Raw genomic sequence first — 21,124 nt, 5'->3', positions numbered from 1 at the left:
TCCGCGCACCGTCGCGTCAAGGCTCCCCGTCCGCCGCCTCCACCCCAGGCCCCCAACCGCTACGGTCTCTACGGCGGCCGGTCGCTGGGCTCCGGACACGCGGGCGTGGGCATGGAGCTGGGCTTTCCCTTCGTGTCCGCGCGCGGCGTGTACGGTGTGCTGGAGCACCTGGACCTGGGGCTGGGCGTGGACACCGTCTACGGCCTGATGACCGAGCTGCGCGCCAGCGTCCGCTTCACCCTCCTGGACAGCGACAACGTCAGCCTCGCCTTCGTGGTGGACGGCGGCCGCGCGTTCTTCCTGCGTCCCCCGGACACCGAGGACAAGGGCGCGCGCTACCTGAGCGGCCGGCGCGACTGGAACGTGGCCCCGGGGCTGGTGGCGTCCTTCCAGGGCGACAGCCCGCGCGCGTGGCGGCCGTACCTGGATGTCCGCGCCCTGATGGCCTTCGACATGGACCCCATCCAGAAGGATCCGCTGTCCGGTGTGCCGCCCGCGTGGAAGCTGGATGCGTCCGTCCTCGTCCGGCTGGGCGCGGAGTTTCCCGTGGGTGAGAAGACGTCCTACGCTGTCTCGTTCGGTGGCGACTTCCGCAGCCGCTCCTCGGACGCGGAGTTCATGCCCACGCTGTCCGTGGGCGTGGTGTCCACGCTGTTCTGAAATCCCCCTTCCCCCTCTCGACCCGAGGTCAGCTCATGCGCGGCAGTGTCATCGGTGCAGGTTCGTTCGGAACGGCGCTCGCCAACGTGCTCGCGGTGAATTGCGACGAAGTCCGTCTGTGGGGCCGTGAGCCCTCCACCGTGGAGGCCATCAACACCCGCCACGAGAACGCCACCTACCTCAAGGGCATCCCCCTCTCCGAGCGCGTGCGCGCGACCACGGACCTGGAGGAGGCGCTGGCCGGCTCGGAGATGGTGGTGCTCGCCACGCCCAGCCACGCCACCCGTGAGGTGCTCGCGCGCGCCAAGGACTTCCTGCCCAAGAGCGTGCCGCTCGTCACGGTGTCCAAGGGCATCGAGAACGGCACGCTGCTCACCATGACGGAGCTGCTGGAGGACTGTCTGCCGGAGGAGTTCCACCCGTACGTCGCGGTGCTCTCCGGCCCCAGCTTCGCCAAGGAGCTGGCCCGTCGCATGCCCACGGTGGTGACCATCGCGGCGCACTGGGACAAGGTGGCCCAGCGCTGTCAGAAGGCGCTCCAGACGGACACCTTCCGCTCGTACACGTCCACGGACGTGGTGGGCGTGCAGTACGGCGGCGCGCTGAAGAACGTCATCGCCATCGCCGCGGGCATGGCGGACGGCCTGGGCATGGGCCACAACGCGCGGGCCGCCATCATCACGCGCGGCCTGGCGGAGATTACGCGGCTCGCGGTGCGCAAGGGCGCCAACCCGCTGACGCTCTCCGGCCTGTCCGGCATGGGCGACCTGGTGCTCACCTGCACGGGCGAGCTCAGCCGCAACCGCCACGTGGGCATGGAGCTGGGCAAGGGCCGCAAGCTGCCGGACATCCTCGCGGAGATGAAGGAGGTCGCCGAGGGCGTGAAGACCGCCAAGAGCGCGCGCGACCTGTCCCTCAAGACGGGCGTGGAGCTGCCCATCTGTGAGCAGGTCTACCTCATCGCCTATGAGGGCAAGAACGCCAAGATGGCCGTCGTGGACCTGATGACGCGCCAGCCGAAGTCGGAGCTGTCCGGCGTCTGAAGACGCCGCGAGGCGCTAGTAGCGGCGCGGCTTCGCTTCGGGGCTCGCGCCGCGCACGCGCCACACGGTGAGCCGCTCGGAGTTGGTGTGGCTCAGGACGAGTCCTTCCGTCTGCATCTCCTCCAGCAGGCGGTTCGTCTTGAGCCGGTCCAACCCGATGGTGCGGCCCAGCAGGTCGCCGGGCATGCCGCTCAGGTTGGAGCGCAGCTGGTTGATGATGGCGCGCTTGAACTCGTTCTTCTGCAGGCCGTCGATGTCCTGCGTTCTCCACGCGGACAGGATGCCCCAGCCGATGAGCAGCAGCGTCACCACGGCGATGACCGGGTAGACGATGTGGCTGTTCTTCTCGAGCAGCTCGATGTAGCCGGTGGTGATGGACGAGACGGGCCGGTCGTAGTCCGGCCCGGAGTCCTGTCCGGGCAGGCCTTCGATTTGGGCCGTCAACAAAGGGATGAGCAGTTTCAGCGCGGGAGCCAAGGCCCCCCGACTCTACGGGGAGGGCCCCCGCGCCGACAACCCGCCCACCGTCAGACGACGCCGATGGACTCGGACGCACCCTCGGCGAACAGGGTGATGTCCGCCTTGGCCAGGAGCGTGGACAGGCCCTCGCGCTTCACCGCGCTGATGGCCACGCCGCCCAGGGAGCGCAAGAGCGACTCCACCTCGTCCGCGGACAGCTGGTCCGCCTTGTTCCACACCATCAGGCGCGGCTTCTCCATCAAACCCAGCGAGGCGAGGATCTTCTCCACCGCCTCCACCTGGTCGTCGCGCGCCGGGTCGCTCGCGTCCACCACGTGCAAGAGGAGGCTTGCGTCGTACAGCTCCTCCAGCGTGGCGCGGAAGGCCGCCACCAGGTCCTTGGGCAGGTCCCGGATGAAGCCCACCGTGTCGGTGATGATGACCTCTCGCTCCTGCGGGAAGCGCAGCCGGCGGCTCGTGGGGTCCAGCGTGGCGAACAGCTTGTCCTCCGCCAGCACCTCCGCGTTGGTGATGGCGTTGAGCAGCGTGGACTTGCCCGCGTTGGTGTAGCCCACGATGGAGATGACCGGCACCTCGCGCCGGTTGCGCTGCGCCCGGCGGACGCTGCGCTCGCGGCTGATGACGTCGATGCGGCGCTCCAGGTTGGTGATGCGCTCGCGCACGCGGCGACGGTCGATTTCGAGCTTCGTCTCACCCGGGCCGCGGCCGCCCACGCCACCGCCCATGAGGCGGCTGAGCGAGTCATCCCCCTGCACCAGCCGGGGCAGCCGGTACTTCAGCTGCGCCAGCTCCACCTGCAGCTTGCCCTCGGCCGTCTGCGCGCGCTGGGCGAAGATGTCCAGGATGAGCTGTGTGCGGTCGAGAATCTTCAGGCTCGTCGCGTCTCCGATGTGCCGCCCCTGCGACGGGGTGAGGTCCTTGTCGAAGATGAGCAGGTCCACCATGGACTGCATGGAGCGCAGGTTCAGGTCCTCCAGCTTGCCCCGGCCGATGAGGTAGCGCGGATCCGCTTCGCGCTTCATCTGGAGCACGCTGTCCACCACCTCCACGCCCGCGGTGCGCGCCAGCTCCTTCAGCTCCGCGAGTGAGGACTCCGCCCGGGCGCGGTTGCCGTCCAGGCACACCGCCACCAGGATGGCGCGCTCCTTCCCGGACACGGTGCGCGCGGCGGCCTTGCGGTTGAACTCCTCCTCCAGCGCGTCCAGCGTGGACAGCAGGTCCGGCTGTTCCACGTGCACGGAGGGCAGGGTGGACACGTGCCAGAACTCGCCCGCGCCGTTCTCCGGCACCAGGTAGGCCCAGTGCAGCACGCCGGGCAGGCCTTCGTTGCCCACGCCCACGGCCGCCACGCAGTCCAGGCGCAGGAGCGCGAGGTCCGTGAGGTCGTCCTTCGTCAGGGGTTCGCTCTTCAGGTGCGTGTGCACCAGCCGCAGGCCACGCAGACGGATTTGTCCGGCGCGCGCACGGCCGATGTCCGGCAGCTCCAGCTTGTGCGCGTTGCCCACCACGACGTGCTCGATGTCGCCCTTTCGGTTGATGAGGACGCCCACCTGACGGTTGAGCTCGTGCGACAGCTCGGTGAGGTGGCGGGCAAGCTCCGCGGACACGATTTCGCGCGGATCCACGCGGCGGCGGAAGGTGTTGCGCAGCCGCTGCTGCTCGCTCGACTTCAGGCCCAGGGTGTTGCCGAAGATTTCCTTCAAACCGTTTCTCCTGGCGCGGACATCGAACGACCCGCGCTGCATTCAAGGCATTGGATGGACTGGGGCCACCCGCGTTTCATGACAAAGCCCCCCAGCCGGTGTGTCTCGCAGCCTGGTGAACAACCGGCCACGCGCGTCCTTTCCCGTTCCAGCCTACGCTGCCCCTGTGACTGATTCCGCACGCAACGCCTTGCGCGGGGCCCGCCGCGTGGTGGTGAAGATTGGGACCAACGCGCTGACGAGCGCCACGGGCCGCTTCAACCGTGCCCACTTCGACGCGCTGGGGCAGGACCTGATGTGGGCCGCCGGGGGCCGGGAACTGGTGGTGGTGTCCAGCGGCGCCATCGCGCTGGGCATGGAGCGGCTGGGGCTGCCTGCTCGCCCCCGGGACATCCCGGGCAAGCAGGCGTGCGCGGCGGTGGGGCAGAGCCGCCTGATGCAGGCGTACGAGGAAGCGTTCGGTCACGCGGCCCGGACGGTGGCCCAGGTGCTGCTCACCCACGAGGACGTGCAGGAGCGCCGGCGCTACCTCAACGTGAAGCACACGCTGGAGCGCCTGCTGGCCGCGGGCGTGGTGCCGGTCATCAACGAGAACGACACCGTGTCCGTGGACGAGCTGAAGTTCGGCGACAACGACACGCTGGCGAGCCTGGTGGCCGGCGTGGTGGAGGCGGACGCGCTGGTCCTCCTGTCGGACGTGGAGGGCCTCTACACCGCCGACCCTCGCAAGGACGCCGAAGCCCGCCTGATGCCCGCCGTGCCGCGCGTCACCGCGGACGTGCTGGCCCTGGCTGGCGACGCCAGCAGCGAGGTGGGCACGGGAGGCATGGCGTCCAAGGTGCGCGCCGCCGCTCGCGCCGCGGAGCTGGGCATCCCCTGCGTCATCACCTCCGGCGCGGTGCCCGGCCGCCTGCGTGGCGTGCTCCAGGGGGAAGCCGTGGGCACGCTCTTCGAGCCCGTCGGACGCCGCAGCGCGCGCACCGCGTGGATCGCCCACGCGCTCCGGCCCCGGGGCCGGCTGGTGGTGGACGCGGGCGCGAAGGAGGCCATCGTCACCGGCAAGCGCAGCCTGCTGCCCAGCGGCGTGACGAGCGTGGAGGGGGACTTCGGCCGGGGAGACCCGGTGGACCTGACGGACGCGGCCGGGACGGTGTTCGCCCGGGGCCTGTCCACCTACGACGCCAACGAGCTCAGGCGCATCGCCGGGCGGCGGAGCACGGACATCGAGGCGGTGCTGGGCTACCGCTACCTGGATGAAGCGGTGCACCGCGACGACCTGGCGGTGCTGTAGCCGCGGTCCACGCAAAGGCCGCCTAGATGGAGCAGGAGACGGACTTCACCGTGCCGGTCGCCGGCTCCGTCAGGCGCATCAGCGCGCGGAACTCCGGGGAGTCCACCTTCATCAGGAGCAGCGAAACCTCCAGCTCCCCAGGCACCCGGCCCAGCTGGAGCTTGCGCTCCTGGCCGTGCAGCAGGGCGAGCTGCGAGTGGCCTTCCCCTTCCGGCAGGGACAGGTCCACCTGGAGCTGGAACGAGTCGCCCTCGCCCTTGGGCGTGAGCACCAGCCGGTAGTCCGGCACGGTCGCGCCCGGACGGCGGCGCTCGGCGCGAAGGGTGCGGCCCGCTTCACCCAGCAGCTTGGGCTGGGCGATCAGCCGGCCGTCGCGCCGGACCTCCAGCGCGAAGTAGAGGGGTTCGGAGCGGGCGTGCGCCGGGGCGGAGACGAAGGCCAGCAGCACCAGCGCCAGCCCGGGAAGCCACTTCTTCAGCAGGGAGGTGCGGTCCATGGTCGAGCCCTCGTCAAAGCATCGGTCCGCCGCGTCGGCCCCACGGCAGCCAGCAAAGCCTCCAGGAGGCCCGCTGTCGCTTCTCACCCAAATCGACAATGGCCAAGGAATAACCCAGACGCGCCCCGAGTGCGAGCCCCACACCCGGGGTTGTCTGCTGGCTTGCGGACGAAACGAGGGGTACATGATGGTACCTGCTTGCCTGTTCAGGTCGGGGCGGCTATCCCCCCTTGGACGGAGCCAGTGCCCTCCGCTGTTCCCTTTCTGTTCGTTTCCAGGCCTGCCCCTTTCTCCCACCCCGGAAGTCCCCGGTCTCTTGATCTCCCGGGTCCTGTCCGCCATGGTCACCGATCACCTGAATGGACCGCACGGAACGCATCCTTGATCTCGTGGCACTGTTGCTCGACGCGCGGGAACCCATCTCGTGGGCCGAGCTGCGTGAGCACTTCCCCGCTGACTACGGTGGCTCGGATGATGCCGCGGAGCGCAAATTCGAGCGCGACAAGGCGGAGCTCGTCGAGCTGGGCTTCCCGCTGAGCTACGTGCAGGGGGACGACGAGCGGCGCGACGGCTACCTCGTCGACCGCAACGTCTACTACCTGCCGGAGGCGGACCTCACGAAGGAGGAGCTGGCCGTGCTCTACGCCGCCGGGTCCGCCGCGCTGGCGTCCGGCGCGTTCCCTGGCCGCGACGACCTGGCGCACGCGCTGCGCAAAATCGGCTTCTTCGCCGGCGAATCCCTGCCCACCCCGCGCGTGCGCATGGAGCTGGGCACCGGCCAGCAGGGCCAGGAGAAGGAGGTCTCCGCCCGCCTGGAGCAGCTCTGGGATGCGTGCTCCGCCCACAAGTGGGTGCAGCTGACCTACGGCAGCCCCCGCAAGGACGGCGTCACGGAGCGGCGCGTGGACCCGTACGGCCTGGCGCTGCGGCGCGGCGTGTGGACGCTGGTGGGCTACTGCCACCTGCGCCAGGGCCTGCGCACCTTCCATGTCCACCGCATCCGCGAGCTGAAGGTGAACACCGCCCGGCCGCGCACGCCGGACTTCGAGGTGCCGGCGGACTTCTCGCTGGACGCCCACGTGGCGTACTTCCCCTGGCAGTACCGCTTCCACGAGCCCCTGGAGGTGACGCTCCAGCTGACGGGGCCGCAGGCTTCGCGCGCGGGCTCGCTGTTCCCGGGCGCGGCGCTGGAGCCGGTGTCGGAGGGCGTGGTGCGGGCCCGCTTCCCGGTGACGTTCCTGGATGGGCTGACGCGCTTCGTCCTGTCGCTGGGGCAGGACTGCCGTGTGGAGGGGCCTCCAGAGGCGCGTGAGCGCCTGGAGCGGATGGCCGCGAACATCCTGGCGAAGCACGCGCCGGTGGAAGGTCAGCGGGTGAGCGCATGAGCAACGTCCACGAGCGGCTGCGCCGCCTGCTGTTCCTCGTCCCCTACGTTTCGAAGCACCCCGGCGTCACCGTGGAGGCCCTGGCCAAGGCCCTCAACATCAGCCGCGAGGACCTGCTGGAGGAACTGGACCTGCTCACCTGCGTGGGCCGGCCGCCCTTCAACCCGGACGACTACATCGACATCTACGTGGACAACGACCGCGTCTACGTGGACCTGGATCAGCGCTTGTTCGCGCCGCCCCGGCTGACCGCGGGCGAGGCCGCGGCCCTGGCCGCCGCGGCGGAGCTGTTGCGCCCGGCCACCGGCGACGCGCTCCAGAGCGCCCTCACCAAGCTGGAGAACATCATCCCGCCCGCCGCCCGCGAGCGCTTCCGGGACATGTACCGGAAGATCGACGCCTCCGCGGACGCGCCCCCGGCGCTGGGGCCCATCACCCGGGCCATCCTGGAGCGGCTGGAGGTGACGTTCGGCTACGCCAGCCCCGGCCGCCCGGCGGAACCGCGCCGGGTCCGCCCCTACGAGCTGCTCAGCCACCGGGGCCAGTGGTACCTCCAGGGCTTCTGCCACACCCGCCAGGACGCACGCCTGTTCCGGTTGGACCGCATGGAGGACCTGGCCGTCACCACCACGGCCTTCCAGCCCCCGCCGGACGCCCGCGCGGACGTGCCCAACCCGGCACGCGGCGCCAGCGAGGCCTCCGTCCGGGTGCGCTTCACCCCCACGGCGGCACCCTACGTGAAGGAGCGCTTCGGCCAGGACGCCCGCCCGCTTGCTGACGGAGGGGTGGAGGTGCGGGTGGCCGGAGACAGTGAGCGCTGGCTCACGCAGTGGGTGCTATCCTTCGGTGGAGAGGCGGAAGTGCTGGAGCCGGCGAGCGCGCGCGCCGCCGTTGCCCGAGCCGTACATGCCTCGATAGGCTCCTAGGACGACATGGCCTTCCAACTGACGATCTCCGAGGGAAAAGACGCCGGCAAGGAGTTCGTCTTCGACCAGGACTCCGTGCTCATCGGGCGCACCTCCGAGTGCGACGTGGTGCTGTACGACCCTGGTATCTCCCGCCGCCACTGCCGCATCTTCCAGGACGGAGGCGGCTACGCGGTGGAGGACCAGAAGAGCGCCAACGGGACGCTCATCAACGGCGCGGCCGTGCAGAAGCAGACGCTGACGGACGGCGACACGCTCACGCTGGGCCCGGTGACGTTCCTCTTCGCGATCGCCGCGGAGGAAGCGACCACCGGCGAGGACGAGAAGCCCGCGGAGGACGGCGCCAACAGCACGCGCATCGTCTCCATCGACTCCTTGCGCAAGCAGCGCAACAAGAAGGCCGCCGCGTCGCTCGTGCCGGAGGGCGCGGACGAGGAGGACCTGCAGGGCATCCGGGCGGAGTCCACGCGCATGAACATGCGCGCCATCCGCCGGCCCACCTCCAACGCCCAGCGCGCCGTGCCGCAGGAGCCGCCTCCGCAAGAGGACGCCCCGGCGGCCATCGAAAAGCCCGCTCCCGCGCCCCCGCCCGCGCGCCGCACCGGTTCCCAGTCCTCCCGCGCCGTGGCCCGCCCGCCCCGCGCCGGTGGCGCCAGCAGCAGCAGTGGCGGTGGTGGCCTGTCCGCGGCCGAGCGCGCCCGCATCCGCCGTGAGACGCCGGGCCTGGTGGCCAACCTGCGCCTGTTCTGGGCGGAGGCGAGCTCCAAGGTCCGCGCGGGCGTGATGGCCGGCGGCGGCGTGGTGGTGCTGGGCCTCTTCGCCCTCATGTATTGGCTGGTGCTGGGCGGCGACACCCAGGTGCAGAAGGGCGAGGAGCCCGTGCGCCTGTCCAACCAGCCCATCACGGACTCGTTCGGCCTGGGCGACGGCGTCACCTGGAACCGGCCGGACATGAAGGTCTTCGAGTGGGAGTTCGTCGCCGCGACGCGCGCGGTGGTCATCCTCCACTACCAGGCCCAGGGCATCTCCAAGGACGAGGTGGTGGTGAGCGTCAACGGCGTGGACGTGGGCAAGGTGCCCCCGGACACGCTGGCCAGCCAGGAGCGCTCGCTGGAGCTGATGATTCCGCCCCAGCAGCTGCGCAAGGGCGAGCCCAACCGCATCATCTTCGACAACACCCGCAACCCGCCGGGCGAGGACACCTGGCGCGTGTGGAACGTCTGGGTGGAGCGCGCGCTGCTGCCGGAGCAGCTGTCCACGCAGCAGCTGGTGCAGACGGCCAACGAGTCCTTCAAGAAGGGCCGCAAGAACTTCGACACGCCGGACATCGGCGCGCGCAACCGCTACGAGGCGTGGAAGTCCTTCCGCGAGGCGTGGCTGATGCTGGAGGCCCACCCGGACCCCAAGCCGGACCTCTACTTCGAGGCGCAGGAGTTCATGAAGCGCGCCCAGCAGGAGTTGGATCGCACCTGCTCCAAGCTGCTGCTGGAGGTGGAGGGCTACTACAACCAGGGCCACTTCAAGCAGGCCGCCTCCACGCTGGACCACATGCGCGAGTACTTCCCCGAGTACGACCAGCCGTGCGCCACGCGCGCGGAGAACAAGCGCGTCGAGTTCGGCCTGTAGCGAGCCGTCGTCTACCGGACGGTGCAACCCCGCCAGGGAGGCGGGCGGGGCCCGTCCGGGTTGCCGGTCCCTCCCTCCGTTCCCACCCTGAGTGGGGTGATGCGTGAGCTGGCGGGGGAGGACGGGCGGACGGAGGGGTTGGTTCCAGCGGCGCGCTCGCCGGGACCGGTGCCGGAGCATGGCCCGGTGTGGAGCGCCGGGGTGTCGCGGCGCCTGCTCGCCCGGTACTACCTGCCGCAGCGCCACACCACCCTCCAGGGCAATGCGTGCCGGCTCCTGCGCGACGGCGTGGAGGCCTACCCGGAGATGCTGGAGGCCATCCGCCGGGCGCGCCGCTCCATCCGCCTGGAGACGTACATGTTCGTCACCGACGCGGTGGGCGAGCTGTTCGGCCAGGCCCTGGCGGAGGCCGCCGAGCGCGGCGTGCACGTGAAGGTGCTCTACGACGCGGTGGGCTCGTGGACCAGCCGTAGGAGCTTCTTCGAGGGCCTGCGCCAGCGCGGCGTGGACGTGCGGGCCTTCAAACCCTTCAGCCTCCAGCGCGGGCTGCGCCACCTGCTGCGCCGGGACCACCGCAAGATTCTGGTGGTGGACGGCACGGTGGCCTTCACGGGCGGGGTGAACATCGCGGCGCACTGGGCCCCGGAGGGGCAGGGCGTGGCGTGGCGCGACGACGTGCTGCGGATTGAAGGCCCCGCGGTGCATGAGCTGGAGCGGCGCTTCCTGGCCACGTGGCGGATGATGTTCCGCGACCGCCTGAGCCGGCTGCGTCGGCGGATCCGCGGCGGGGCGCAGGCGCTGGAGGCCCGTCCCCAGAAGGGCGACGTGGGGCTGGCGGTGTTGTCCAGCCGCCGCAGCATCCATCGCGCGTACCTGCACGCCATCCAGCGCGCTCGGGCCAGCGTGCTCATCGCCGCGGGCTACTTCGTGCCGGACCGGCGCATGGTGGCCGCGCTCAAGGACGCGGCGAAGCGGGGCGTGGAGGTGAGCCTGCTGCTCAACGGGGGCAAGAGCGACCACCCGTTCCTCGAGCATGCGACGCGCGCCTTCTACGAGCCGCTGATGGACGCCGGCATCCGCATCTTCGAGTGGCGCCGGGGTGTGCTGCACGCCAAGACAGCCGTGGTGGACGGCGTGTGGGGCACCATCGGGTCGTTCAACCTGGAGCGGTTGTCACTGGCCTTCAACCACGAGGTCAACGCCGTCTTCGCGGACCCCCGGCTGGGTCGCGACCTGGAGGACTCGTTCCGCCTGGATTGCGGCAACTGTCGCGAGGTGGACCTGGCCGCCTTCCGCCGCCGTCCCCTCTGGCAGAAGGCCGTGGAGCGGGTGCTCTACTTCTTCCGCAAGGTGCTCTGAGCGGGTCTGTAGGCCCGGGGTCCGAACCAACCGTCCACCGCCTTCAACGCAGTGCAGGAACCCTTTGCATGCCGGGGGGGACACGCCTAGAAGTTGCGTCATTCCGGCACGGAAGGACGGCAACGCACATGACGGACAGTTTCGGCACCAAGGCCCAGCTCAAGGTGGGCTCGGCGACCTACGACTATTTCAGCCTGGCCACGCTGGCGAAGGCCCACCCGGCGGTCAACCGCCTCCCGTTCTCGCTGAAGGTGCTGCTGGAGAACCTGCTGCGCAATGAGGACGGCCGCGTCGTCAAGCGCGAGCACATCGAGAAGATGCTCGCCTGGGACCCCAAGGCGGCCCCGGAGACGGAGATCTCCTTCCACCCCGCGCGCGTGCTGCTCCAGGACTTCACCGGCGTGCCCGCCGTCGTGGACATGGCCGCCATGCGCGAGGCGCTCGCCGCCATGGGCGGTGATCCCGCGAAAATCAATCCGCGCAACCCGGCGGACCTGGTCATCGACCACTCGGTGCAGATTGATTCGTTCGCCACCACCGCGGCCTTCAAGGAGAACGCGGAGCTGGAGTTCGAGCGCAACCGCGAGCGCTACGCCTTCCTGCGCTGGGGCCAGAGCGCGTTCAAGGGCTTTGGCGTGGTGCCGCCGGACATCGGCATCTGCCACCAGGTGAACCTGGAGTTCCTGGCGCAGGTGACGTTCCGCCAGGGCAGCACCGTGTACCCGGACACGCTGGTGGGCACGGACAGCCACACCACGATGATCAACGGCCTGGGCGTGGTGGGCTGGGGCGTGGGCGGCATCGAGGCGGAGGCGGCGCTGCTGGGACAGCCCATCACGATGCTGATTCCGCAGGTGGTGGGCTTCAAGCTCACCGGCAAGCTGCCCGCGGGCGCCACGGCCACGGACCTGGTGCTCACCGTCACGCAGATGCTTCGCAAGAAGGGCGTCGTCGGCAAGTTCGTGGAGTTCTACGGCGAGGGCCTGAAGGCGCTGTCGCTGCCGGACCGCGCCACCATCGCGAACATGGCCCCGGAGTACGGCGCCACCATCGGCTTCTTCCCGGTGGACGAGGAGAGCTGCAACTACCTGCGCTTCACCGGCCGCCCGGATGACGTGGTGGCGCTGACGGAGGCGTACGCGAAGGAGCAGGGCCTGTGGCTCAACGCCGGCGCCCAGGAGCCCCTCTTCAGCGACACGCTGGGGCTGGACCTGGCCGCCGTGGTGCCCAGCCTGGCGGGCCCCAAGCGTCCGCAGGACCGCGTGCCCCTGAAGGACATGAAGGCCGGGTACGAGGCGTCGCTCGTGGAGATGCTGTCCGCCGGCAAGAGCAAGGGCGAGGACGACGAGGGTCCCAAGGGCGCGAAGGCCCCCGCGGCCCCGGTGGCCCCGGAGCGGCTGGCCCAGTCCGTCACCGTGAAGGCGGGCAAGCAGAGCTACCAGGTGGGCCATGGCGCGGTGGTCATCGCGTCCATCACCTCCTGCACCAACACGTCCAACCCGGCCGTGCTGGTGGCCGCGGGCATCCTGGCGAAGAATGCCGTGGAGAAGGGCCTCAAGCCGCAGCCCTGGGTGAAGACGTCCCTGGCCCCGGGCAGCCGCGTGGTGACCGAATACCTGCGCGACGCGGGCCTGCTGCCCTACCTGGAGGCCGTGGGCTTCCACGTCGTGGGCTACGGCTGCACCACCTGCATCGGCAACTCCGGCCCGCTGCCGGAGTCCGTGTCCAACGCGGTGGTGGAGGGCGACCTGGTGGTGGCGGCGGTGCTGTCCGGCAACCGCAACTTCGAGGGCCGCATCAACCCGCACGTGCGCATGAACTACCTGGCGAGCCCCCCGCTCGTGGTGGCGTACGCGCTGGCCGGTGAAGTGGGCCGCGACCTGGACAACGAGCCGCTGGGTACGGACCCCAACGGCCGCCCGGTGTTCCTCAAGGACATCTGGCCGTCCAACGAGGAGATCAAGGAGACCATCCGCACGGCCGTGAAGCCGGAGCAGTTCCGCAGCCAGTACGCGAACGCCATGGAAGGCGACACGCTCTGGCAGCAGCTGCCGGTGGGCAAGGGCTCCACGTTCAAGTGGGATGAGAAGTCCACCTACGTGCGCAAGCCGCCCTTCTTCGAGAACCTCCCGAAGGAGCCCAAGGCCGTGCAGGACATCAAGGGCGCGCGCGTGCTGGCGCTCCTGGGTGACTCCGTCACGACGGACCACATCTCCCCGGCGGGCAACATCGCCAAGACGAGCCCCGCGGCGAAGTACCTCATGGCGGAGGGCGTGGAGCCCAAGGACTTCAACTCCTACGGCGCGCGCCGCGGCAACCACGAGGTGATGGTGCGCGGCACCTTCGCCAACATCCGCCTGAAGAACCTCCTGGTTCCGGGCGTGGAGGGCGGCGTCACGGTGCACATCCCCACGCGTGAGCGGATGAGCATCTACGACGCGTCCATGAAGTACCAGGCGGACAACATCCCGCTCGTGGTGCTGGCCGGCGCCGAGTACGGCACGGGCTCCAGCCGCGACTGGGCGGCCAAGGGCACGCAGCTCTTGGGCGTGAAGGCCGTCATCGCCAAGAGCTTCGAGCGCATCCACCGCTCCAACCTCGTGGGCATGGGCGTGCTGCCCCTGCAGTTCGAGGCGGGCCAGGACGCGCAGTCGCTGGGCCTCACCGGCCACGAGACGTTCGAAATCACCGGCGTCGCGGACGGCCTCTCGCCGCAGAAGAAGCTCACCGTGAAGGCCGTTGGTGAGAAGGGCCCCATCGAGTTCACCGCGGTGTGCCGCATCGACACGCCCAACGAGCTCGACTACTACCGCAACGGCGGCATCCTCCAGTACGTGCTGCGGCAGCTCGCCAAGGCGTAGCGGACAGCACCCGCTGGTTTCGCGGCCCGGCCGCCCTCGCTTCTCGGGAGGGTCGCCGGGCCGTCGTCTTTCTGGCGGCTACTCCGCGCGCAGGCGCGTCCAGGCGGCCACGTAGCGCGACAGGCGCTCGGCGTCCTTCGGCGTCACGTCCTTCAGGCGGCGCACGTCCATGTTGTCCTCCAGGTCCGCCAGCTTCACGCGGCGGGCCAGGGGGTGGGGACGCAGCCGTTCGATGAAGGCCTCGTAGCTTTCGCCCTCGCGCTTCGTCAGGCAGTCCAGGGCGGACAGCACGTCCTCCGGGTAGCCCATGCCGCGCAGGCGCTCCAGCGTGTACGGCGTGTCCTCCACCACGTCGTGGAGGATGGCCACGGTGCGCTCCGCGTCGGAGGCGAGGCGCAGCATCACCCGCATGGGGTGGAGGATGTAGGGCTGTCCTGCCTTGTCGCGCTGACCCTGGTGCGCGGCCACCGCCAGGGCGATGGCGTCTTCGAGCGTGGGCATGGGCGGAAGCTTCTCACGCCCCGCGGACGGCTCAATGGTTGAGGTTACCGGAGCCCGTGCCGCCCGCCGTCTGCGCCGTGTAGGCGTGGCCGCCGCCGTTGTACTGGAGGATGCCCTCCACGGCGAGCGCGCTGGGGTCCTGCTGGTTGTTGCCACCCCGGCGCGGAACCAGCGTCTCGCTGATGCAGATGGCGCCCACCACCACCTGTTGATCATTGTCGCGGTTCCACTCCGGGGCGAGCGGTTTGAACTCGTCCTCGTTGTCCCGGATGTAGAGGTACACGTCGTCCTTGCCGTCGCCGTCCAGGTCCGCGAACAGCGCGGGGTTGACCGTCTTGATGGCCGCGCGGCCGGCGGCGGTGCGCGGGTTGGCGGGCGCGGTGTTGGTGGGCGAGGCGATGGGGTCGTAGGCGTCCGGCGTGCTCAGGAAGGTGTTCCACTGGGCGTAGTTGCGGCCGAAGTAGCCGCGCGCCAGTTGCAGGCCGCTCTCCGCGCAGCCCTGACGCTGGCCCGCGCGGCTGGACGTCACGGCGCGCGTGCGCTCGCTGCTGGCGTAGGACATCACGCCCGCCACCAGGCCCAGGAGCACGGTGACGAGCAGCACGACGAGCAGCAGCGTGGCGCCGCGGGTGGAACGGGACGAAGCGCGTGGGGACATGGCGGAGGGCCTCACGGAGGATGGACTCACAGGCTGGCGGCGGCCAGGTTGGGCAGCTCCGCCCGGCGCGAAAAGAGGCTGCGGAAGTATCCGTCCGCGGGGGCCGCGGGCGGGGTGTGGTTCTCCACCGCGATGGGCAGGTCCGCGGTCAGGACGTCCTTGCTCTGCGTGTCGCGCCGGGGCGAGCGGCCGGTGGCCACCACGCTGATGCGCACCGAGCGCAGGCCCGGCGTGTACTCGGGCCTGAGGCCGTTCTGGAAGTCGTAGCGGGTGGGGTCGCCCGTGTTGGTGGCGTCGATGCCGAACGTCACCTGGAAGTCCTCCACGTAGTCCTGCACCACCACCGGGTCCGCCATGTCCACGAAGGGGCGCCCGGACACGTCGCTGCCGGGGATGCCCTCCGCGCGCATCAGCGCCTTGCGGCCGTTGCTCGCGTTCGTGCCGATGAAGAAGTGCAAGAGCCGCACGGGGTACACCAGGTCGCCCTTCTGGAAGCCGCCCTTGTGGGGCGCGTTGGAGAAGCCCGACACGCCGGCCTCCAGGTAGTTCACCGTGGCCGTGGGCGGGCTGCTCGTCACCGACGTCTGGGTGAGCAGCGCGGCGCTCTTCATGTTGCTGGCCACCAGCATGGGGTTGGCGGGCGCGGTGCCGGAGAGCGTGCCCGCGCAGTTGACCTCCAGTGCGCCGGTGCCCGGCTTCACCACCGTCATCGCCGCGCCCGGCGCGCAGTCGCGGCCCAGGTAGTTGCGGTCCGGCACCACCAGCCACAGGTCGTCGCTGCCGTTCGTGCCCGGCGCATTGCCGGTCGTGGTGGCGGCGAGCACGCCCGTGCCCGCGCCGTCCCCGCCGAAGACGGAGTTGATGCGCAGGGGCGTGCCGCCGGACACCACCCAGAGGCCCTCGGACATGCCCGCGCCGGCCTGGCGCACCGCAGACAGCAGCGTCTCGCCCGCGAGCCGCGCGTGGTCGTGGCTGTCCGCCACGTGCTCCGTGTTGTGCACCACGCGCCCGCCCGCCAGCAGCAGCGCCGTGGCCGCCGCCAGGACGATGGCCGTGAGCGTCGCGGCCACCATCGTCTCCAGCAGCGTCATGCCGCGTGCATTGGTCCGAAGCTTCGTCCGGAACTTCAGCCGGCTCCTCATTGGACGAAGACCTCGCTGTGCACGATGGCGCGGTCCAGGCTGTCGCCCTTGCGGTACGCGCGCGTCCAGAAGGTGAAGGGCAGGGCCCCGGCGGGCACCATTGCCTGGGCCGCGGGCGGCAGGTCCTTGGGCAGCCCCTGCGTCACCAGGACCTCGCGGCAGTAGACGTCTCGGGGCAGCACCGTGTCCGGGGTGACGGTGGTGCAGGGCGTGCCGGCGGGCACGTCCAGCGCGGGCTCCACCTGGCCCGTGGGGCGCACGCGGAAGTAGGCGCCGGTGCCGATGTCACCCGTCTGCGGCGTGCTGGGGTCCAGCACCCAGGGCGCCGTGGCCAGCGCCACGTCCGCGGGGAAGAGCGCGGGACGGGGGATGGCCTGGTTGGCCAGCTCCATCTTGGACGCGAGCCACAGCCGCTGCACGCGCGCCTCCAGCAGCATGCGCCGGCCCTGGAGCACCTGGCCGTCCTTCACGTCGCGGGTGGCGGCCACCATGCCCATCACCGCGCCCACGGCGGCCAGCGCCAGGACGCACGTGGCGATGAGCACCTCCAACAGGCTGCTGCCGCGCCGGGCGGCGGAAGAGGGAAGGGCTCTCATTCGAGGAACCTCTGGCTCCAGTTGAGGAGCTGGTAGAGCACGCCGTTGTTGCCGTCCACGGAGTCCTTCGCGTTGGGGCTGGAGGCTCCGGTGTTGGTCGCGTTGTCGATGCGCGTGACGCGCAGGGCGCTCACCTCCGCGCCCACCACGAAGTCCGTGGACGCGCCGCCGCTGTCGCGGTGGTAGACGGCCACGCCGCCGTAGTTGGCCAGCGTCGCGCCACTCATGGGCTGGATGCCCGCCTGCGTGGTCGCTGTATTGCCCAGGTCGATGCTGTACGTGTGGCCGCCAACGGACGCGCTCAGCAGCATGGGGTCGTTCACGGACTCCTCCGCGGTGCTGAAGTACGCGGTGCGCCCGGCGATGGTGATGTTGCCGTAGACGTGCTCGGGCGCCGGGAAGATGAGCGGGAAGGGCGCGGGCTCCTGGAGCACGCCGAAGGTGTTCGCCTCCGTGTGGGCCAGGTTCGCGTTGATGGGCGAGCCGTCCAGCCGATAGCCGTCCGTGCCCATGGGCAGCCGGAGGCCCGCGTCCAGGAGCAGCGCGTGGAAGCGGCCGCCCACCGTGTCCGGCACCCAGTCCATGCCGGCGGTGCCCACCAGGGCCACCACCTTGCCCTTGTACTGGCTGAAGGCGGAGGCGTTCGCCGCGTCGAGCGGAATGCGCGCCAGGCCCACGTTGGTGCTGATGGGCTGGCTGGTGACGGGCAGCCCGCCAATGTTCATCGCCGTGTACTTGCAGGGCGCGGCTTCCGAGCACGCGGGGCCCATGCGCGCCACGTTGATGTTCACGCCGGTGGACGCGTCCAGCTCCCAGAGCTTGCCCTCCATGTCGCCCACGTAGAGGCGCGCGGCGCCGCTCGAGTCCTGCGACACGGTGGGCGCGGCGGGCGCGCTGTTGTCCACGCTGCTGGTATAGGCCTGCTGCCACTGCCACAGCTTCTGGCCGGTGGCCACGTCGATGGCGAACACCTGCACGCCCTTGGCGGGAGAGCCGGGCGAGCCCGGCACCGGCAGCGCGCCGGAGCTGCTGGAGGCGACGAAGACGGCGTACACGGGCTCCATGCCCAGCCGGCCCACGCCCACGGACAGCCCGCGCGAGCCACCCAGGCCGCTGTAGTCATAGAGGCCGCTCGGCTGACGGCCCGGGTCCGCGCGCGGCGGCAGCAGGAAGAGGCTCGAGTCCTCGTCCCAGGTGTACGTCCAGTCCATGCCGCCCTGGCCCTTGTCCGCCAGCGCCACCGCGGAGTTCGGCGCGCTGGAGGTGGCGTAGTGGCTGCCCACCAGGTGCCACAGCAGCACGGGCTTGAGCGGGTTGGTGACGTCCAGCGCGAACAGGTCGCGCCCCGTCTGGCCCACGTTGGCGACGAGCACGGTGTGCCATTCGCGGCGGCCGGTGCCCACGAAGTCCGCGAACACGTCGAAGACGGCGGGCGCGCTGTTCACCCGCGCGGTGTTGTTGCGCAGGCCCGCCAGCTGCGTGGCCGGCAGGAAGCTCCAGAGCTCCGTGCCCGGCGGGGGCGTGGTGCCGGAGCGGAAGCGCTGGGCGAAGTCCGTCTTGAAGCGCGCGCTGGCGTCCGGGTTGGGGAAGTTCAGGCTCTGCGCGGGGCCGTCATAGCGCGCGCCGCCGGAGACGTAGAACGCGTGCACCTGACCGTCCAGGCCCGCCGCGTAGGCCACCGTGGGACGGGCGGCGGTGGTGTCCTGGATGAGCGGGCTGGCCGTCACCACCACGGGCGACGAGTGGATGAAGCCGCCCAGGTGCGCCTTGTTGTCCGCGTCCTCGTTGTTGCACTGGGTGACGGAGGGCTCGAGGATGGGCGTCTCGCCGGCGCCGTCGTTGCCGGACACCGTGGCGTAGCAGTAGCCGCGCACCCGCTGGAGCATCATCGCCACCGCGTTGAAGTCCACGCCCAGCTGCAGCTTGTTGATGACCTCGTTGGCGACGCCGAAGTCCGCCCCGGCCAGCTGCGGCGAGTACTGCGTCGCCTGCTGCAGGTCACAGATTCCGTCCGGGCCCTTCACGAAGTCGTAGCGGAAGCTGCCGTCGCGCTCCGTGGCGCGGCCGAGCTTCAGCTCGTCCACGCAGCCGGTGTTGGGGACCGAGCCGTAGTTGCGGTTGATGCGCGTGCCGGAGACCTCCTCCGGCTTCCAGCCCACCTGCATCACCCCGTGCGGCGCGGTGCGGCCGGCGGCCAGCGTCGGGTTCACCGTCACCTCGCCGCCGAAGTAGGTGAAGAGGTTGCGGTCGCCGGGCGCGGGCAGGCGCGCGTCCGCGTTCCACAGCGTTCCGTCAGACAGCGAGTTCTCCCCCGTGGACAGCGCATCCCCGCCAATGAGCGAGTGCGCGCGCAGCGTGCCCGGGTAGTAGGGGAACACCCAGTGCGAGCCCTGCGCGGGCGTGTACGTGTCCGCGCCGGGCGGGTAGCCCGTCACGGCGTTGTAGGAGGTCTTGAACAGCAGGGCGCGCGAGCCGTTGGTGTCGCTGCCGTTGGTGTCGTCCAGCGCGACGGGCGCGGACACGGTGCGCTCACTCTGCAGCGGTTCGTTTCCCAGGTTGAGCAGCGTGTTGAGCACGATGCGCGTGCCCGCGACGCTGTCCTTGAAGTCATGGCCCGCCAGATAGACGATGGTCGCCTTCTGCGGATCATTGTCCTTCTGGTTGAAGGAGAAGAAGTCGTTGCCGCGAAGGGCGTTCGCCGCCACGTGCGTGGGGTTGTCGTACTGGTTGCCCGCGGCGTAGTTCACCCAGCTCACCGCCAGCCGCCGCACGCCGTTCTTGAAGGTCGTCCGGTAGTTCTCTGTCTCGCCCGCCACGTTGTTGAAGCGGAAGTCACCCAGCTGGGAGAAGGGGTCGCCCGGGTTTGGGTAGATGATGCAGGCGGGCCGGGGCGAGGACTCGTTCATGTAGTCCGGGTCCGTGCAGTTGCGGCCGTCCCAGTTCTTGCCGCTGTTGCCCAGCTTGTTCTTCTCGAAGTTGACGTCGCCCTGGAAGCGCGTGGAAGGCACCAGCCCTCCGCCCACCTTGTCGGTGTGCTCGTAGGACCAGATGCTGGTGCACTCGGCGAACAGGCCGTTGCCGCGCTGGTTGGTGAAGTGGGCGATGTTGTTGAGGACGTTCTCCGCCTGGTTGCCGGCGCCGTCGCCGTTGGACTGGTACGCGGGGCGGGTGCTGTCGCCAATCTGCCAGTGCGGCGCCCAGAACACGCGGTAGCGCGGGCGCTGGGTGACGGGATCCACGGCGTTGAGCAGGCCGTTGGGAAACGCCGTGGTGGAGATGAGGTCCGCGTTGGCGTGGAGCGCGTCGTAGATGAGGCCGGGCTGTCCGCCGTTGATGCTGCAGCCGCTGGTGGTGCCCTGCGGGCAGCCGCCCGCACCGGTGAAGTCCAGGCCCGCGTTGCGCAGGTAGTCGTCCAGCATGCCGCCCTTCACGAACGACTTGTCCACCGCGTTGTCGTCGTCCAGGTCCAGCAGGGCGATCTTCGGGGGCACGCGGTTCAACCGCCGGCCAATGGGCGCGTTGAACTCGATGGTGGCCTGGTGCATGCGCACGTAGAAGCAGCCGATGCCGTTGCTGAACGTGTTGCAGTTGCACGTCGTGCGGAACTTCTTCGGCGCGTCCGCCCCGGCGGAGGAGTTCAGGAAGTCGAGCGCGTTCTTCGCGTCCTTCGCGTCGATGATGAACGCGCCGCCCATGTACTGGACATCGCGGAAGCCGCTGGCGGTGTTGAGCGTCGTGGCCGTGAAGTTCGGCCGCGCCTGGGCGGGGTTGGTGGTGAAGTTGTCGATGTTCGCTTCGGGGAACAGGCCGCTCGCGGGCAGCGCCTGCAGGGGCGGCACCGGCACGACGGGCGCCGCGTCCGCGCGGGAGATGTGGAAGTCGCAGCCGTCATTCCAGCTGGGGTCGTTCCACTGGCCGTTGTGCGGCAGGGGCGGCAGGTGCTTGTTGGTGGGCACGCAGCGGTTGGGGGACCGCTTCGTGTCATCAATGGCCAGGTACACCGTCACCGGGTGGTTGGCGTTGAAGCCGCCCGCCTCGTTGGACTGCAACAGGCGCCACACCAGGCCGTAGGCCGACAGGCTTCCACAGCCCTGCTGGAAGGTGGCCTGCTCCGGGATGATGAGCGCGCCCTGGCTGAAGGTGACGATGTCCGTCGCGGACGCCGGCAGCGCCGTCAGCAGCGCCAGGCCCAGCAGGATTCGCCGCGCCGCGGAAACTCTGGGGGAGATGGGGGCCAAGGGTTCACCGGGGGTTGGAGGCCAACTGACCCCCTCGGGGTCGGAGGTCACCCCTGGCCTGTGCACACCGTATGCCCCGGCGGGGAGGGCTCCCGTGCGGGGGGAGCCTTGGAAAGAAACCGTGTGGCTGTGAGTGGGCGACCTCAGCGGCTACGCAAA

Annotated in this window: 16 protein-coding genes; 8 read left to right on the top strand and 8 right to left on the bottom strand. The window is 70.2% G+C overall.

Annotation, left to right across the window (positions count from 1 at the left end):
- Positions 1–660 (top strand): hypothetical protein (locus D7V77_RS14495; RefSeq protein ID WP_120576873.1); only part of this gene is annotated, 660 nt, incomplete at its 5' end.
- A 35-nt stretch (positions 661–695) separates the two neighbouring features.
- Entirely contained in the window at positions 696–1,703 is a 1,008-nt protein-coding gene (locus D7V77_RS14490; protein WP_120576868.1) for an NAD(P)H-dependent glycerol-3-phosphate dehydrogenase, read from the top strand.
- A gap of 15 nt (positions 1,704–1,718) precedes the next feature.
- Here D7V77_RS14490 and D7V77_RS14485 read toward each other — a convergent pair whose 3' ends face one another.
- Together D7V77_RS14485 and hflX are read right to left on the bottom strand one after the other, a co-directional pair.
- Entirely contained in the window at positions 1,719–2,180 is a 462-nt protein-coding gene (locus tag D7V77_RS14485) for a hypothetical protein (RefSeq protein ID WP_233596986.1), read from the bottom strand.
- Between the two features lie 50 nt (positions 2,181–2,230).
- Positions 2,231–3,886, bottom strand: coding sequence for a GTPase HflX (hflX, locus tag D7V77_RS14480; RefSeq protein WP_169827771.1), 1,656 nt, complete (start codon positions 3,884–3,886; stop codon positions 2,231–2,233).
- A gap of 166 nt (positions 3,887–4,052) precedes the next feature.
- Here hflX and proB point away from each other — a divergent pair, with 166 nt between their 5' ends.
- A complete protein-coding gene (gene proB / locus D7V77_RS14475; protein ID WP_120576866.1) occupies positions 4,053–5,177 on the top strand; it encodes a glutamate 5-kinase in 1,125 nt (374 codons plus the stop codon).
- A gap of 22 nt (positions 5,178–5,199) precedes the next feature.
- On the opposite strand, the gene D7V77_RS14470 is transcribed toward proB, so the two are convergent.
- On the bottom strand, positions 5,200–5,673 hold the full coding sequence (locus D7V77_RS14470; protein WP_120576865.1) for a hypothetical protein: 474 nt from the start codon (positions 5,671–5,673) through the stop codon (positions 5,200–5,202).
- A 359-nt stretch (positions 5,674–6,032) separates the two neighbouring features.
- Between D7V77_RS14470 and D7V77_RS14465 the strand changes: the two genes are divergently transcribed.
- The 5 genes from D7V77_RS14465 to acnA all read left to right on the top strand — a co-directional run bounded on the left by D7V77_RS14465 (position 6,033) and on the right by acnA (position 13,830).
- Positions 6,033–7,058 carry a YafY family protein gene (locus D7V77_RS14465; protein ID WP_120576864.1) on the top strand — a complete coding sequence of 342 codons (1,026 nt, stop codon included), beginning with the start codon at positions 6,033–6,035 and terminating at the stop codon, positions 7,056–7,058.
- Complete coding sequence (locus D7V77_RS14460; protein WP_120576863.1) at positions 7,055–7,984, top strand: YafY family protein; 930 nt, start codon at positions 7,055–7,057, stop codon at positions 7,982–7,984. Before D7V77_RS14465 ends, D7V77_RS14460 begins: the two co-directional genes overlap by 4 nt.
- 6 nt (positions 7,985–7,990) lie before the next feature.
- A complete protein-coding gene (locus tag D7V77_RS14455) occupies positions 7,991–9,610 on the top strand; it encodes an FHA domain-containing protein (protein ID WP_120576862.1) in 1,620 nt (539 codons plus the stop codon).
- 99 nt (positions 9,611–9,709) lie between these two features.
- Positions 9,710–10,969, top strand: a complete 1,260-nt coding sequence (locus D7V77_RS14450) for a phosphatidylserine/phosphatidylglycerophosphate/cardiolipin synthase family protein (RefSeq protein WP_120576861.1) — start codon at positions 9,710–9,712, stop codon at positions 10,967–10,969.
- A 128-nt stretch (positions 10,970–11,097) separates the two neighbouring features.
- On the top strand, positions 11,098–13,830 hold the full coding sequence (acnA, locus tag D7V77_RS14445; protein WP_120576860.1) for an aconitate hydratase AcnA: 2,733 nt from the start codon (positions 11,098–11,100) through the stop codon (positions 13,828–13,830).
- A gap of 78 nt (positions 13,831–13,908) precedes the next feature.
- Here the strand turns inward: acnA and D7V77_RS14440 are convergent, their stop codons facing one another.
- Genes D7V77_RS14440 through D7V77_RS14420 form a run of 5 tightly spaced genes read right to left on the bottom strand, consistent with a single transcriptional unit; the run spans position 13,909 to position 20,965 of the window.
- On the bottom strand, positions 13,909–14,331 hold the full coding sequence (locus D7V77_RS14440; RefSeq protein WP_120576859.1) for an HD domain-containing protein: 423 nt from the start codon (positions 14,329–14,331) through the stop codon (positions 13,909–13,911).
- Between the two features lie 31 nt (positions 14,332–14,362).
- Positions 14,363–14,989, bottom strand: coding sequence for a hypothetical protein (locus D7V77_RS14435; RefSeq protein ID WP_120576858.1), 627 nt, complete (start codon positions 14,987–14,989; stop codon positions 14,363–14,365).
- A gap of 26 nt (positions 14,990–15,015) precedes the next feature.
- On the bottom strand, positions 15,016–16,131 hold the full coding sequence (locus D7V77_RS14430) for a PilW family protein (protein ID WP_120576857.1): 1,116 nt from the start codon (positions 16,129–16,131) through the stop codon (positions 15,016–15,018).
- The gene (locus tag D7V77_RS14425; protein WP_120576856.1) at positions 16,128–16,727 is read right to left on the bottom strand and encodes a type II secretion system protein; all 600 of its coding nucleotides are present in this window, start codon (positions 16,725–16,727) and stop codon (positions 16,128–16,130) included. Before D7V77_RS14425 ends, D7V77_RS14430 begins: the two co-directional genes overlap by 4 nt.
- Positions 16,724–20,965: a hypothetical protein gene (locus D7V77_RS14420; protein ID WP_120576855.1), complete on the bottom strand. Its 4,242-nt coding sequence runs from the start codon at positions 20,963–20,965 to the stop codon at positions 16,724–16,726. The genes D7V77_RS14425 and D7V77_RS14420 overlap by 4 nt, the downstream gene beginning before the upstream one ends.
- Between the last annotated feature and the right edge of the window lie 159 nt (positions 20,966–21,124).

Source organism: Corallococcus sp. CA041A (genome assembly GCF_003612075.1).
Lineage (GTDB): Bacteria > Myxococcota > Myxococcia > Myxococcales > Myxococcaceae > Corallococcus > Corallococcus exiguus.
The sequence above is the reverse complement of the archived record's forward strand: the minus strand, read 5'-3'. Positions and strand labels throughout refer to the sequence as shown.

Coding starts and splice junctions, on each gene's coding strand:
- D7V77_RS14490 (WP_120576868.1), top strand. CDS start 696: ATGCGCGGCAGTGTCATCGGTGCAGGTTCGTTCGGAACGGCGCTCGCC.
- D7V77_RS14470 (WP_120576865.1), bottom strand. CDS start 5,673: ATGGACCGCACCTCCCTGCTGAAGAAGTGGCTTCCCGGGCTGGCGCTG.
- D7V77_RS14465 (WP_120576864.1), top strand. CDS start 6,033: ATGGACCGCACGGAACGCATCCTTGATCTCGTGGCACTGTTGCTCGAC.
- D7V77_RS14460 (WP_120576863.1), top strand. CDS start 7,055: ATGAGCAACGTCCACGAGCGGCTGCGCCGCCTGCTGTTCCTCGTCCCC.
- D7V77_RS14455 (WP_120576862.1), top strand. CDS start 7,991: ATGGCCTTCCAACTGACGATCTCCGAGGGAAAAGACGCCGGCAAGGAG.
- D7V77_RS14450 (WP_120576861.1), top strand. CDS start 9,710: ATGCGTGAGCTGGCGGGGGAGGACGGGCGGACGGAGGGGTTGGTTCCA.
- acnA (WP_120576860.1), top strand. CDS start 11,098: ATGACGGACAGTTTCGGCACCAAGGCCCAGCTCAAGGTGGGCTCGGCG.
- D7V77_RS14440 (WP_120576859.1), bottom strand. CDS start 14,331: ATGCCCACGCTCGAAGACGCCATCGCCCTGGCGGTGGCCGCGCACCAG.
- D7V77_RS14435 (WP_120576858.1), bottom strand. CDS start 14,989: ATGTCCCCACGCGCTTCGTCCCGTTCCACCCGCGGCGCCACGCTGCTG.
- D7V77_RS14430 (WP_120576857.1), bottom strand. CDS start 16,131: ATGAGGAGCCGGCTGAAGTTCCGGACGAAGCTTCGGACCAATGCACGC.
- D7V77_RS14425 (WP_120576856.1), bottom strand. CDS start 16,727: ATGAGAGCCCTTCCCTCTTCCGCCGCCCGGCGCGGCAGCAGCCTGTTG.